Here is a 15,569-nt window from a genome sequence, read left to right on the forward strand (position 1 = left end):
TATGGCATTAACTCCCGTTCCTAATTTATCAGTACCGCAAAATAAAGGGTTTAAAGGAACTGATTCACTACCAATTATACATTCAATTAGATGGAGGCATTTACCATCGAGGTACATTTTTAAAGACGTAGATGACGTAATTACATATCATTCTCATGGGCCACTTACTATAGATATTAACAAGCATGGTGTATCTTATCTTGATGTTTATTTCCTAAAAGATACTGATATCGTTGAAGTAACAGCATATATCAGATTTTTAAGAGAAAAAGATCAGCTTTTAATAGAGGAACCCTATAAAATTGGAGAGGCTGGGGCAGTAATTGCCTTAGAGGATGATGAAGTAAACCATGAATTAAGGAGAGTTAAAGGAATTGCTTTTACGCAAAAAGACCTAGGTGATGGTACACCTATGTACGACTTTATGAATATGTCTAAAGAAGGCATTTATGAAGTCTGGATAAAAGTAATTACAGGGTTAGGAAAAGAAATGCATTTAAGGGTTCCTTTTCAATGGGATAATTTGGTTCCTAGAATTCCTCCAGAAAAAGATGGTCATGATTCTGATGATGCGGGCAAGGATAACGAAAAATCAGAATATAATGATGAATATTACGTGACGATTGTAGAGGGGGACTCAGCTTTTACTAAAAGGCCTTCTACCCATTTTAGAATGGCAGGTATAGGTATGTTAAAAGATGCGGGTTGTTTTAAAAGAATAGAGACTCCTGTATTAGAACCAATTTCAAGGCCTTCAAAAATACAGATTATTAATGATATCCCAATTAGTAGCTGTGGTTTAAATTTAATTACATCACGATTTAATAAGGTAGTAGGAGAGGTTGTTACATTCTCGCTTGTACACACAAATAAATCTGGTATTCTACGCATTGATACGAACTATGATAAGAATGGTTTAAAGAGTCTTGGGAATGGAACGTTTAAAATTATTAATAAGGGCGTATATAAAATTACATTTATTGTAACGTATAACGATGGACAAGAATGTATAACTGAGGGGACTATTATTGGCGAATTTATTTGTGAATTAAACATTACTGGTCCTTCTTTAAAATCACATGTAGGGGATTCAATTGTTCTTCATTTAGATCATGGACAAAATAGTTCAGCTTCTAATATAGGTGTACTTGTTCAAACCCCTCCTAAAGTCATGCAGACAGGAATTTACACTTTTACTAGTAGTTCACCAGGAGTATATTCAATTAAATTTATCGTTGATTATGGTTTTGGAGTTTGCGAAAAAATAGTGAATATTGAATTTATCTCAAAAAATATTTCCCCTGAAAAACCAGAAGGCGGAGGCGGAAAACCAGAAGGCGAAGGTGGAAAGCCAGAAGGCGGAGGCGGAAAACCAGAAGGTGAAGGTGGAAAACCAGAAGGCGAAGGCGGAAAACCAGAAGGTGAAGGTGGAAAACCAGAAGGCGAAGGCGGAAAACCAGAAGGTGAAGGTGGAAAGCCAGAAGGCGAAGGTGAGAAACCAGGTAAAAATGTACTAAAATGCGGACAAACGGCACAGGGTGGCATGGGATATGGGGAATATATTCATGCTGTAAGTGAAGAGGGCATCTGCTATGTGGAATATGATTTCTTCTCTGCACCAGATAGGATGCGAGTATTTGTTAATAATGAATTGATTTATGATACTTCACGTAAAATGGATAAAGAAGGAAGCCCGTTTGGTTTTTATTATAAACCTGATGATGGGGAATTAAGAGTAGTAATGAATGATGGTCAAGATAAAGGAAGCAGGTGGAGTTATACCCTTTATTGTGGAAGTAGTGTACCTTCGGATGTAAAACTAAAAGCTAAAATTATTAATTAGACATGAGTGTTGTTAACAGAATAAAAAGACTACTTATAATGAATTTAAGTAATTAGTTGCAACTTATTACCTACTCATAACGATAACTAAGTTGCAGAATAAGGGCGGGTAAAATCTCGTCCTTAATTAATAGAAAGAGAGGTGTAGAAATGCCGTATATTGATAGCACACCTGCACTTTCCCCTTATAAGGTTCGTGAAGGTAACTTACAACACGGTTTTATGGATTTACTGATTAAACACGGCTGGACCAAAGTAGTAGAGTTTAAAAAAGCTGTAACAGGGTCTTATTATGTTACAGATCATCCTTTAGAAGGAAGGCATGATGAAAAATTTACAGTTGCCAATCATATTATTTTACGTAATGCACGAGGTGATTTGTTTGGTTTTGCTGTAGTTGCAGATTGGAAGGAGTTTACTGCTCATGATAAAGGGATTCCATATTACAATGCTTTTAAATCAACAGCTACTGAAAAAGAGGCCCTTATTAACTATATGGCCAAAGAATTTGAAAAAAGAAAAGTAAATACATCTCTTTATTTTTATATGTTGGAAAAATTACCAGATGTAAAAGAGGGAGATAAATTATTTACCCCATGGGGAACGGGCTCTAGTGCAGATGAAAAACGACTTCAAATGGCTTTAGATATTGAAGTTACACAAATTGATTTTAAATCTACAAGTGCTGGTTCAGAATTTGTAAAACAAGCGAATCCTGTTGTGATGCAGTCGCCTATTGTAGAGTCATCTCTACGTTCACCATTACTTGAAAATATTGATTACCCTTATATGCATACAAATTGGTGGGTTGATTCGGAAATTAATATTAAAGGACATATTGACAGTAATAGTCTTTTCTTAATTATCCAAACGGATAATACACCAATGTGGGAAAATAATGTCGTACCTATTGTACCGATTTACTTTGGCGATATTGAAGCAATAGATGAAGGTGATCCTGCTATCGCATTATTCGCAGGAACTGTTCCAAAAGGTACTGATACAAATGGCGTTGCTGCTTATAACTTTGATGATATTAAGATTAAAGGTGGGCGTCAAATTATGCCTGTCCTGAAAAAATATCCTTCTAATCCATCTAATGGTGTTGACTCTGTAATGGTGAGTCGTACTAAATTAGGTTCTCGTTATCAAAGTTATTACTTGTCTTGGAATGCACCTGCACAAGATATGCCTCCTAAGCGTGTATCTGAAGTAGGTAATAAACAATACCCACGAGCATGGGAACGAATTAATAATTATCAATTCAATCCTTCACGTTATTCGGATAAAGTACAAACTTCATTTATTTATCTGATTCATCCAGAAGAAGGAGTAAGAGGATATTTAAAGAACTCTGTAGGATTTAATTCAATTAATATGGGATCTAGTGAATTAAGAATTCGTCAAGAGAGTTGTCCAGAAAAGGTTTTTGATGTATATCAGTGTGTCCCAGTTAGTGCAATTTCACCACTAACGAAGCGACCATCCACACAATTTCGACCAATGGGATTAGGGTTGTACAAAGAAGCACTAAATACTTCTAAGAAACCAGCAGCGAATAAGACTCTAGTTAATGTTTCTAACCTAAAAGCTACAAATCCACAAGAAGGAACTGTATTACTTACTTGGACAAATCCGAATGATATGGAGCTCTCAACGGTTAACATCTTCGTAAATGGTATGAAGTATGCAACAGGTGTCACTGAAGTAGAATCATATACTATTAAAAATGTGACAAAAGGAAATGGTGTAAAAATTAAACTAGTTTCTGTAGACATGAAAGGTAATGAATCTGCAGGTATTGAAGTATCTGTGAACGTAATGTAGTAATGCAACTTACATGTTATGAAAGAAAGGTACCTACCTATAATATACATGACATAGAAGAATTGCTATTTATAAAACTAATTAACCTATTATTAAAATAAAATGATGAAGTGGGTGATGAGATGCCATATATTGATTCAACTCCTCAGGATTATCCCTCTAAGTTTGAAGAAGATAACTTGCAGGACGTATTTGCACAAATGTTAATTGATAACGGTTGGACGTTAGTGAGGAACTTTTATAAAGCTGCGGTAGATACTAGGGCGTACAATCGCCGAACGGATCAAGTCAATTATGCAATTGCAAGACATACCATTTTTAGAAATGCAGATGGAAAATTGCTAGGTTTTGCGACAATTAGCCAATTCCCTCTTAAGTACAAGTATGAAAAAAAACAGCCTATTCGTAGACCTTACGATGATACCGATCCTAATGATCCTAACTTTAAAATGAAGCCTACTTGGGATGAATGGATTAAACAAAAGTATGTAGATAATACAACAAGAACAAACTTGTATTTCTATATGTTAGAGAAGTTACCAAACTCTAATCTTGTTAAAGAAGATGGTATTGTTTCTATCGTTACTATGCCAGGTATGGGTGGTACATCCTTTGAGCAAGACAGAGATAGGGATAGAGATGACTGGTCTAAGTGGTGGTATGAGTATTTTGAAGGAAACTACCATGTAGAAGATAGAGACTACGATCCAGAAGACTTAATTTATGAAGAAAAATTATTATCAGCTTCTCCTTTCCATGTAATACGTTCAGCACTAGATATTGAAGTGTTAGAAACACGTTGGGATACTGATATGCAAGAAGCGGTAATTGAAAAAGCTGATTCTCGTGTAATGCAGTCACCAATTGTTAAGACTACATTGCGCGCTGAATTTTTAGAGCATATAAACGATCCTTTATGGCATACGAACTGGTGGACAGATTCAGAAGTTCGTGTCAAAGGTCATATTGATAGCACAACATTTTTCCTAGTTCTTCAAGCTGATACAGCCCCTGTTTGGGAGAAGAATTTGGTTCCGACTATACCGCTATATTTCGGTAAAGTAAATTCTTTAGATGGAGATAAAGATGAAGGCTATGCATTATTTTCAGGAACTATTCCACCTGTAAAACGTGTGGATTCAACTAGAAAAGAAACTACATTTTCTTGGCGGAAAATTATGCCTGGAGATACAATCCTTTATGTCAATGATGCAACGAAATTACCTGAGGCACCAGCGTTGTTAACGATTAATGGTACAGAGGTAGTTAAACTAATTGAGAAAAAAGGTAACTATTTAACTGTTGAACGTGCGCAACTAGGAACATTCATGCGTGCACCTTATTGGGACACAGGTGCGACAATTGCTCGTCTATCGACTAACAACGCTAGCAAACGAGTGAAGAATGAAGATGTAGTATCTTTATTTGATTTTGATGATCCTGGCGCAACTGTTGGCGAAACAATTTATCCTTTACTTAAATTGTATCCACATCATTCTTCAAATGGTGTAGATTCTGTAATGGTTTCCCGTTCAAGATTTGGTGCACGTTATCAGGCTCACTATCTCTCATGGAACGCACCTTCGAACCAGCTACCACCAAATAGAGTAGATGAAATTGGTAAGAAATATCCGAGAGCATATAATCCTGTTGAAAAAACTAACAATTATAAATATCAATTTAATACTTCCCGATACTCAGATAAAGTACACTCCTCTCGAATTTATGTAGTTCATCCTGAAGAGGGTGTGAGGGGGTATTTAGATAAAGCAATTGGTTTTAACTCACAAGGAATGAGTGCAACGAACTTACGTGTTGCAAAACAAAACTGTCCGGAAAAAGTTTATGAAATGTATAAACCACATAGTATAGGTGCGGTATCTCCTCTAACGAAGCTACCTGTTACACCTTTCCGTCCTGTAGGTTTGGGGATTTATTCTGAGGACTTTAATCCAAATGAAGTTCCTCACGACATTAAGAATGATAAAACTCCTCCAGGAGAAGTGAAGATTACTAAAGTATTAAGTCCAATATCACAGACTATTGATGTAGAATTTGAACTTCCTACAGATAAGGATTTAAAGCATGTCAATATCTACTTAGATGGTAAGATCTATGCTACTGGAATTACTGGAACAACTTATTACAGATTAATGGGATTAAACACAGGATTTAAACCTGAGATCAAAATTACTACGGTGGATTCAGCCGGTAACGAATCTGTAGGTATTACTGCAACACCTATAGAGGTTTCTTAATAAATATAGAAGGGGTGACCAATATGTCATTAATTAATACAGATGGATTTTTCGATGTAGATTTGTCCGTGCAACTTCTACCTTTAGATTTAGAGAAGTTGTTTAATGCGGGAGGATGGAGTACTTTAGGGAAATACCGTGCGGTATCGCCTTTAACAGATGCAAATGGAAAGAAGGATCCATACCGAAAAACTTTTGCTGAAACTTTTCTATTTGAATCGAAAGGTAGCGATAAACAACATCGCTACTTTGGATTCACCACAGGTTATGGTGGAAATGTGAGAAAGCTTGGAGAGGAACCTGTAATTTCAAAAGATACATTTTTAGGTGAAATGAAGGATGTAACTCCTAGTGGGGCCAAAAAAACAAAGACAGTATTTGAATTTATGGTTAAACCAGTTATTCCTTCTAGTGTAATTTTATATCGTGAAGATGGTTCAATGATTGACCAAGCTACAACAAAGTATTTAATAGATGGAGAGAAAGGGACTGTAACATTCAATGATAGTCAAGTAGGTAAGGTTCTTTCTACATACTCGCTTACAGATAATGCTCCAGATCTAGTAAAACGCTTATGGTTCTTTACGTTTGAAGGATTTATCCCTACTCGATTTATTTTACGTTCTGAACGCCCTGACTTGGCTGAGCTAGAAGACAAAAAAGGTGGAGTATTTAGCTTTAAAATGAAGAAAGGGAACCAACGTATCCGCGAGAATTCATATAAGTTCTATGATAAATTAACTGGAACAGTACCCCTTGATTCCGCTGATTATACTGTGGACCATGAGGCCGGTACAGTAACGTTTTCAGGAGGAACTGAGCCGTTAGCATTATTCGCTGACTATGAATTAGAATATGTAAAAGATGCAAACGGTAGTTATGGAGATATTGAAGTAAATAAGTTTAATCCGCAAGTTCCAACAGAACTTATGGGGGCCGCTTATGATGCAGTTCGCTTTGTTTATCCTTCATTACCAACAGCCGTATCGTTTATTCCGCAAAATGATATCGGTTTAGGATGGGGACGAGATTCTCAAGTTTATTATTGGGGAAATATTACAAAGGACCGTATCGTTTCTTACTTCCGTTTAGATCCTGCGCCGGATCCTGAAAGTACGTTCTTTGCACCATTATATATTGGACGCCTATCGACAATTGGTAAGACTCCTCGAATGAATAATGTAATTATTGGTGGAGCTCGTTCTGATGATGAGATTCAATATAAAGCGGGCATGAAATTAGGACGTAGTGTAGTTGACTATGGTGTAAATACATCTAATGGTAATAGTTCTGTACTTGTACAGCGAACTGTTGGCGGGGCAATGTATCAAAAACATTACTTAGCATTTATTACTCATGATGCTGACGTAGATCCAAGCCATGAGTCTCGTTTTAATCCGTCTGTATATTCTAATAAATATCACATTTCGCCAATGTATATTGTTCATCCTTCTGATGGTTATGTGGGTAGACTAGATGAAGTTTATGCAATTCATCCAAAAAATATCTCACAATTAGATGAACTAGAAGTAAAAGAACGATCTGAAAACGAGCAAGTAGGTACAGGAGATGGAGCAATCAAAGAGTTTCATTTATTCCATAGACCTACAATCGATGATGAATTTGAAGTTCGCTTAGTAAGTTCAACTGGATGTAATACGTTAACTAAAGCGAATTATGTTGAATATAAAGCAGATACACCTCCAGCTGCTGGGAAATTTACAGTAGATGGTTCTACCAAACGATTAATTTTGGGTGATGCTCCAAAAAATCGCGTAGAAGTGATTGTTTCTTATAATTACGCCCAAACATATCGTTACACTTTAGCAGATACACCTAGAACACCTTTCCGTTTAGCGAACATGACTCCATATGCTCCTATTGGACTTGGTTTCTTAAAAGAAAATTTATAATAACCGCAACTAAGTCATGACTTGTACCGAATACTACGGTGCAAGTCTTACTTTGTCGAAAGGTGGGTGGTGGAAAATGAGTAACAGTAAGCATTATTTACTCAGTTTCACTACCCTTTTTTATAATAAAAAGGGATATGTATTCAGGTTCAATCGTCATCAAAATGTACCTAATCTAGATGTTGTCCCATTGGCTTTTGATCCTTGGAATAGGTATAGTGCGTTAGCTTTAGATGATATGAAAATGGGTACAAAAGTGAAACGAGCGGCTGGTGCGATGCACTCTGTATTAGCTGATTACAAAACTATATTTGAAGGCTCCAATTTAAATTTAGAAAAAGGTAGTCTTATTTATATAGCGGAGGTAGGAGAAGCATTAACTAGAGGGGATAAAAGTGCACGACAAGGGGATTTAATAGAAATAACAGAGAATAAGGATTTTTACGCTTATTTTGGAGAAGTTATTAGTCAAATTAATACAAATCTAGTTAAGAAACTAAACAAATATGACTTGAAATCTAGTAAAAAGTCGATGATTCATACAGAAACTCCATTTGAATATAAAAGTAGTAATAAGAGGGTTTATAGTGAAAGGAATTCTTATGATTTCGGCTTTTTGAAAGAGTTAATTGGAGAAAATATTAGTTTAGAACTACTCGAGTTATTACCGAGTTTTGGTCATAATCAAGTAAAAGAATTAGCAGATGTATTATTTAAAAGTGGGCAAATTAATACGGAAGAAAGATTGCTAACCTTACAATATGGCGAGAAAGTTGTAGAAATAGCAAAAGCTAATTTTTTAAAAGTGGTTTGGGATGCTCTCTATAGCCAATTGGATAAGGGGAACAAATTAAGTGAATTTGGGAAAGAACCCAATAAGATTAAGAACTTTAAAGTTATTTTTACTAGTTATCCTGATGAAGGAATATTAAAAGGAAAAGATACACCAATTCAAGGCGTTCTGAATTTAGGAGATATAGGTGAATCCTATAAAGGAATTTTAGGTTTTCTACAAAAGCATGAAATGAGTAATGGAAATAAGCTGTTATCAAGTAAGGTTGCAAATACTGAAACAGGATCTTTAATTGCATTAGAAGGAAACGTTTCTCAGGATAGTAGAGGGAATTATCATTTATATGGATTAGTCCCATTTGATGTATATGAGGCGTATATTGAACCTAAAATTTACGAGGGTGTGTCTCATATAGCTGCATTAAGTGAAGCGAGTGAAGTCTATAGATTAATGAATCAGAAAGCTTCATTAGATGAAACACGAAACGTACATGATGTAATTATTCAGGGTTTAGGTGCAGGTAAGAATATTTCAGACGTAAGAGTAGATTCAATGACAGTACCAAGGGCAAATGTGAATTATACTTTGAATGATTTTAGTCAGTACATTGGTAGTACCTCTTTCAAGTCTGTAAAACAGCTAATTCATAGAATGGAAGATAGTAAATCTTATCAGTATACGAAGAATAGTGATAAATTTATCATTGCAGATAAGTATAAAAATGTTCAAAATAATTTATCAGGATTTGAATTAGGTCAGGTTTACCATTCTGGTTCTGAGTCACTGAATATGGAAAAAACACAAAGTAAATCATTTAAGTTTGGATTTGAAGATTCAGTATTAAATAGTAACTTTAGTAGTCATTATCAAGCGAGTGTTACTACTTTATTGGATAGCACAGAATTTATTCGTGAAGCAGAAAAGTTAAACCTACTTAGTGGAGATAGAAATTACCAAGTTGGTGAAAAGGTTGTTTTAAATTCCGGTGAAACATTCCAGATTCAAAATGGCCGTTTGAATAATTTAGAGAATGGCGCTAATCGTTATGCTTTTAAAGGGGAATTAATAGCTATAGAACAGGCCTTTAGCAATGAGGATATGATAGATGTTGAACTTAACGAGTTAAATACAATGCAAATTCACTCTTTATTAAAGGACGCTAAAATAGATGGTTTTTCTTCAAGTGTGTTGGAACAATGTGAAGATGTAGTGGTTACACATGTAGTAAAAAAGAGTGAAAAGAAAAAAATAAATGAAGCGAAAATTGAACAAAGTCTTCCTGTTAAAAATAGTGTAGCCGATTATGAGGTAACTATAGAAAATGAAATAAAGTACCATCTAGATAAAGAATTTGACACAGTAGTTTCAACAACTACCTTAAGTGATCAAAGAGAAATCGTAGTTTATATTTCGAATGACTATGGAGATTTTGGAGAGATAGAGAAGAATTTAGAACTTTATGTAGAAGAACAAAGTGTAGTAAATAAACCTGAAAAGAACATGGAAATTCAGCAAGACACACTAATCAATTCAAAACTTGAAAAGATATTTGCATCGTATATTCAAGATAGTAATGTAGTAAATCAACTGAAACAAGAAGAAGAAATAAATTTAGTGAATTTTTTAGACGCTAAAAGTGAAAAGATATTGAATACTGATGTATCAAATAACATGATAGCGGATGAAATACAGAGAGAAGAAAAAGCTCATGTTGATAATCTAGTTGGATTGGAATTAGAAAATATAGTTGAAACCTATATTCAAAATAACAATTCAGCAGCGCTTGCAGAACGAGAAGAAGAGCTCAATGAAATATATCTAATTGATGCTGTTCTAGATAATACAAGAGACTTGTATTTATTAGATAGTAATAGAGCGAATCAAACTGATTATAAAGAACAAGTATATATTGAGAAGTTAGTTAGTTCGAAACATGAAAAGATATTAGAAACGTATGTGCAAAGCGGTAATATGGCAGAACAAAATGAAAATAGAAAAGAAACGCTAGAGACGTATGTACAAAATAGTAATAAAGCAAAACGAATGAACGAAGAAGAACTACATGTCGAGAAGCTACTAAGCACTAATTTTGAAAAAACGTTAGAAACGTATGCGCAAAGTGGTGAGATAGCAGAACAAATTGAATACGAAGAAGAAACAGCTGTAGAAAAACTGTTAGGCATAAATCTGGAAGAAACGCTAGAAATGCATGTGCAAAGTATGGATAGATTGGATCAATTACAACGTGAAGAAGAACTACATGTCGATAAACCACTAAGTATGAATTTGGAGAAAACACTAGAAACGTATGCGCAAAGTGGTGAAATAGCAGAACAAATCGAACGCGAAGAAGAAACAACGGTAGAGAAATTGTTAGGCATGAATCTGGAAGAAACGTTAGAAATGCATGTGCAAAGTATGGATAGATTAGACCAATTACAACGTGAAGAAGAAGTGCATGTCGATAAAATGCTAAGCATGAATCTTGAAAAAACACTAGAAACGTATGTGCAAAATGGTGAGATAGCAGACCAAATTGAACGCGAAGAAGAATTACACGTCAATAAATTACTAGATATGAATCTGGAAGATACGCTAGAAGTGTATATGCAAAGTGACGATAGAGCATTTCAAAATCTTCGTGAAGAGGAAAATTACTTCATTAATCTAAGTACAGCAAAATCTGATGGGATAATTGATAGTGTTGTCTATAAGGAAAATACAATGTCAAATATGGCTGAAAAAGACAATGGTATTCTATTGGATTATGTATCAGAAGGTATAGTAGGAGAGACTTATGAAACGTTAATAGAAGAGGTAGAACCATTAATTATTCATAAAGAATATGAAACAATGATACAAGATGTAGAAAACGCATTAAGTGGAAGTGAAGTCCACGTTGCAGTAGAAAGAAAACATTTAGCTCATCTGTTTAACATATTTGATATTGAAATGAACAATCAAGTACTAACCAATGTAGGGAAAGAAAAGGATGCTACCATTGAAAATACAGTTTCAGGTAATCAAACAAATGAAATTGGAGTTGTAGTTACTGATGGGGCTCTTATGAGTTTGGGAGATACTTATGAGTCAATTATTAATCCTACTATTAAAGGTGAAATGGGTGCAACTATAGACACTGTAGTTATAGATGCGAATTTAGCAGATCACCATGCATCAAATGAAGTGGATATTGCAACAATTGAATTCGTAAATAGTGGTAATGATAGAGAAACAACATTAGAAGAAATAGAGTTTGCAGGTTCAGAAAGTAATTTCGAAACTACTATAAATCACTATGATTTTGCGAGTAATAGTCAAGAAACAGATTCAATTATAAACAATAATGAAATGGCAATTTCGGGAATTCATGTAGATACAGAGGTAGAAGAAAGTACCTTAGCAGAATGTAATGTATTCTTAGATGTTATCCAAGAACAATTTGATAAAACAATATTACGTAAAAATAGAAAAATGACAATAGAAGATGAAATGCAAACAGAACAGGTAAATAAGAAGAAAATAAGGATTTTCCAAGAAGAAGAGGGAAGTTCAAGTAATGAAACTATAATGATACTGGATGAAGAAGAACAGATAAACATTAATTCTGCTTCAAATATCATAATAGATAGTGAAACTACAACGAAAAAATTAATATCAAATACAATGTCTATAGAAGATGGGGAATTGTTAAATATTAATAAAGGGAATTATGGATTTATTGATGAAATTGATGAGGGAATGCATTCGAATTCAAATATAATTTCTATAGAAAATGAAGTGGATTTAAATATTGAAAGACAGCATGAAATGAATGTAATTGATGAAGATGATACAGGTATAGGATTACCTGAACCAGATAAGACATGGGATGAAAAAGAAAAGGATAAAGTATGGCTCATTATGGGTAAACCATTCCCTGCATGGAATGGTTGGAATATCAAGAAGACGCGATAGGAGGAAGTTACTATTGAGCATTCATAGGGTTCAGACTGGACTTATTTTTGACGATAATTTTGAAACACTTGATTCACGTTGGATCGTATCCCCTACTGACTCTTATACGTTCAGTGATTCTGATAAACAATTAGTACTTAAACACAACTCTACTGATAGAAGTACAAATGCTCTTTTTTCTCTTCCTCAAAATGAAGATGAATTGTTACTACAAGTGCATTCGAACTATACACCAAAATATTTGGGAGATGAAGGTGGTCTCGTTATTTGGAAGAATGCTCTTGAGAAAGTTGAGTTTTTGGAGAGTGAAGATAGCATTCATGAGAATACCTATAATATTTGGAGAACAGTAAAAAAACAAAATCTGTGGACCTTTTTTGCAGAGCGAGGAAATGCGTGGGAGCTATTTGACTCAACAATTTGTATCGATCCAGCTATGGCTGGAGTTGTATTAAAAGGAACGCCAAGAGATGGGTATACACCCCTTATTGTAGAAAGGGTTATCTTATGTAAGGGTACAAATATTAGTGTTGGTAATTTAAATAGTTTTTATAAAGTTGAGTTAATTGATTATGAAAGAAATGTTGTAACTACTCAAATAGTTCCAGATGGATATTCAGGTATAGACATCGAATTACCTACCATTCCTTTTAAGGGGAAAATTAGAGTTTACGATAAGAATGAGACAGGTGAGTATGTTTTAATAGATGAACAAAAAGAATATGCTGAAATGTACGGCGGCGATCTGTTTTTAAGAGGTACAAATTTAAAAGTAAAATGGAAAGGCCAAGAGTTAAGTGAAACAAAAGCTACACATTTAGGTGCACTGAAAAGTGACATAATTGAACAAAAATTGACTGTCTTAAACGATACTTCGGGAAATGTAGCAGAGAATATTGAAATTCAGATTGCTGTTTATAAAAAAGAGTTTGGCTGGGAATGGTGTGATCTTGCCACAGACAACAACGGTACTCCTAATCAATATGAAGATACAACAATACGTATCGGAACGTTACATGAAGGAGAATCAAAGGATTTTTGGGTGAGAATTGCTAGGGTCGATACAACCGATCCTGAAAAAATAAAACAACAGATGAGACCTTCACACTTCTTCTTGGAAATAAGAAACGAATAAGGGGTGGCTAAATGGGAACAAGAATGAAGCTCCATAGATATAGTCCTATCACAAAAGATTGGGATGAAATATTACACGTTGTTGATCAGGATTTCGTGAAAACATATGGTACATCAAATCCTATTTTACCAGTTGGTCATACTTATGAACCAAATAAAGGGCTATTAAAAGTGTATTATAATGGCCGGCGTTTACTAAGCGGAGTTGATTATATTGAGCTGGATGATTATCACATCCATTTAGGTGTAGGTTCAAAAAATGAAGAACGTTCTATACAGCTACAAATTGGTGATGAGGTGTACATAGAAGTCTATAAAAACCAATATTGTAGTAGGGGGCAAGCTACTATTAGTGGAACGCAATTTTATGACTTACAAAAGGAAATATATGATGCTCGGCAATTCAGAGAGAATGATAAACCTCATATTTCGTTAGATGCACGTTTAGATGAAATACAACGCCAGTTAGAATTGGTGTACGGTGGAAATTCAAGTGTAGATATAGACTATGAATATAATGAAAGAGGTCAAATTATTCGTGAAATTATCACGGGAGATCATACTATTATTCGAGAGTTTACGTATTATGAGAACGAGGCACCTATGGCCAAGGGTGAATTGAAAACAGAGACTGTATATTATACAGATGGTCTTGGAAGTCTATCTCAACAGGTTACAAGGGAATTTTCATATGATCCTGCAACTAGAAGACTATTAAAGACAACAGTACGAGGGGATAGCTAAGTCTATCCCTTTGTTAATTTCCAATGGAAAGTTCTTATAATGACAGTGCATACCTCGATTTATAAGGAGGATAAATTTATGGATTTTATTGCTTACAATAGAGCACATCTCAATAACAGGCGTATACGGAAGCTTGACGATAAAGTGATGGTATTTGTTGTGCCATCTATTGTACAAGTAGGTATTGTTCGTACAGAATTACGTTTCCCTTATGAGGGAGAGTTAATTGATGCGTATGTAACGTGCGGCACAATGGGAGAATCAAAAACGTGTATCGACATTGAAAGATGCAGTCAAAGTTCATATGATACAACACCTATTTGGCATAGCATTCTTGCTGATGAACTTGTTATTGATGGGAAGAGCAAATCTAATCGTACGTCCTCTACACCATATTCTTTTAAACTGTCACAACTAGCTGTTAATCGTGATGACCACTTTAGAATCAATATCAAAGAGGTAGGTAAGGGCGTAAAGGATATTACTGTAGAGTTGGTAGTTGAATTAGCTCTCGAAGAATAATAAATAATTCATCACAACTTTATAAAGAGATGTAGCGATAATTAAAGTGTAAATAAAAATTAGGAGGTCATTTATATGCCAGCACCACAAGTGAATTGGAGAAAACAAGACAACTCAGGAGCTGTACCGTCTTGGAATATTGGGACCATTGATGCAGGAACACCTTCCTCTGATTTTGGAGTATTAATTTGGAATAACTTTGCGGGAACAACAGATTTATCTACTATGACAAACTGTACTATTACGACAAAAGATAGTGCAGGTGGTAATACGGGTGAGTTAGTAACAAATAAATGGGTTGAGGTGACTGTTGCATCGGCAGCTGAAACTGGTCGTACACCTATTGGAGGTAATTCTACTCATCCAATTCAGGCGGGAGGAAATTCAACGAATACTGATGGTACGTTTTCTCCAAATGCAAATGAAATTTTAGGTGTTAAAAATGATGGTAATAAAACGAATGCAAAAGGAAATTATGCAGAAGTTATTCTTCGTGCCAATGTCCCAGGTAACGCGACAGCAGGAAACGTAGCATTCTTAACACGTGTTGCATATCAGTACGTATAAAAAATAGTTACT

Annotated in this window: 9 protein-coding genes; all 9 read left to right on the forward strand. The window is 34.8% G+C overall.

The window, feature by feature from the left end:
* Position 1 precedes the first annotated feature (1 nt).
* The 9 genes from NST86_RS28320 to NST86_RS28360 all read left to right on the forward strand — a co-directional run bounded on the left by NST86_RS28320 (position 2) and on the right by NST86_RS28360 (position 15,557).
* Positions 2–1,843 (forward strand): hypothetical protein, encoded by a 1,842-nt coding sequence (locus NST86_RS28320; RefSeq protein WP_061663905.1) that lies wholly within the window; start codon positions 2–4, stop codon positions 1,841–1,843.
* Between the two features lie 149 nt (positions 1,844–1,992).
* Complete coding sequence (locus NST86_RS28325) at positions 1,993–3,669, forward strand: hypothetical protein (protein WP_001146340.1); 1,677 nt, start codon at positions 1,993–1,995, stop codon at positions 3,667–3,669.
* A 122-nt stretch (positions 3,670–3,791) separates the two neighbouring features.
* Entirely contained in the window at positions 3,792–5,927 is a 2,136-nt protein-coding gene (locus NST86_RS28330; protein ID WP_061663904.1) for a hypothetical protein, read from the forward strand.
* A gap of 23 nt (positions 5,928–5,950) precedes the next feature.
* Positions 5,951–7,840, forward strand: coding sequence for a hypothetical protein (locus tag NST86_RS28335; protein WP_061663903.1), 1,890 nt, complete (start codon positions 5,951–5,953; stop codon positions 7,838–7,840).
* A 76-nt stretch (positions 7,841–7,916) separates the two neighbouring features.
* Positions 7,917–12,590 (forward strand): hypothetical protein, encoded by a 4,674-nt coding sequence (locus NST86_RS28340; RefSeq protein ID WP_061663902.1) that lies wholly within the window; start codon positions 7,917–7,919, stop codon positions 12,588–12,590.
* A gap of 13 nt (positions 12,591–12,603) precedes the next feature.
* Complete coding sequence (locus tag NST86_RS28345; protein ID WP_061663901.1) at positions 12,604–13,725, forward strand: hypothetical protein; 1,122 nt, start codon at positions 12,604–12,606, stop codon at positions 13,723–13,725.
* A gap of 11 nt (positions 13,726–13,736) precedes the next feature.
* Positions 13,737–14,468 carry a hypothetical protein gene (locus NST86_RS28350; protein WP_098392533.1) on the forward strand — a complete coding sequence of 244 codons (732 nt, stop codon included), beginning with the start codon at positions 13,737–13,739 and terminating at the stop codon, positions 14,466–14,468.
* A gap of 78 nt (positions 14,469–14,546) precedes the next feature.
* Positions 14,547–14,990, forward strand: coding sequence for a hypothetical protein (locus NST86_RS28355; protein WP_098541467.1), 444 nt, complete (start codon positions 14,547–14,549; stop codon positions 14,988–14,990).
* 75 nt (positions 14,991–15,065) lie between these two features.
* Positions 15,066–15,557 carry a hypothetical protein gene (locus NST86_RS28360; protein ID WP_001111326.1) on the forward strand — a complete coding sequence of 164 codons (492 nt, stop codon included), beginning with the start codon at positions 15,066–15,068 and terminating at the stop codon, positions 15,555–15,557.
* Positions 15,558–15,569: the final 12 nt, after the last annotated feature.

The sequence above is a fragment of the Bacillus sp. FSL L8-0199 genome, from assembly GCF_038005705.1.
In the GTDB taxonomy this organism is placed as follows: Bacteria; Bacillota; Bacilli; order Bacillales; family Bacillaceae_G; genus Bacillus_A; species Bacillus_A cereus.

Coding starts and splice junctions, on each gene's coding strand:
- NST86_RS28320 (WP_061663905.1), top strand. CDS start 2: ATGGCATTAACTCCCGTTCCTAATTTATCAGTACCGCAAAATAAAGGG.
- NST86_RS28325 (WP_001146340.1), top strand. CDS start 1,993: ATGCCGTATATTGATAGCACACCTGCACTTTCCCCTTATAAGGTTCGT.
- NST86_RS28330 (WP_061663904.1), top strand. CDS start 3,792: ATGCCATATATTGATTCAACTCCTCAGGATTATCCCTCTAAGTTTGAA.
- NST86_RS28335 (WP_061663903.1), top strand. CDS start 5,951: ATGTCATTAATTAATACAGATGGATTTTTCGATGTAGATTTGTCCGTG.
- NST86_RS28340 (WP_061663902.1), top strand. CDS start 7,917: ATGAGTAACAGTAAGCATTATTTACTCAGTTTCACTACCCTTTTTTAT.
- NST86_RS28350 (WP_098392533.1), top strand. CDS start 13,737: ATGGGAACAAGAATGAAGCTCCATAGATATAGTCCTATCACAAAAGAT.
- NST86_RS28355 (WP_098541467.1), top strand. CDS start 14,547: ATGGATTTTATTGCTTACAATAGAGCACATCTCAATAACAGGCGTATA.
- NST86_RS28360 (WP_001111326.1), top strand. CDS start 15,066: ATGCCAGCACCACAAGTGAATTGGAGAAAACAAGACAACTCAGGAGCT.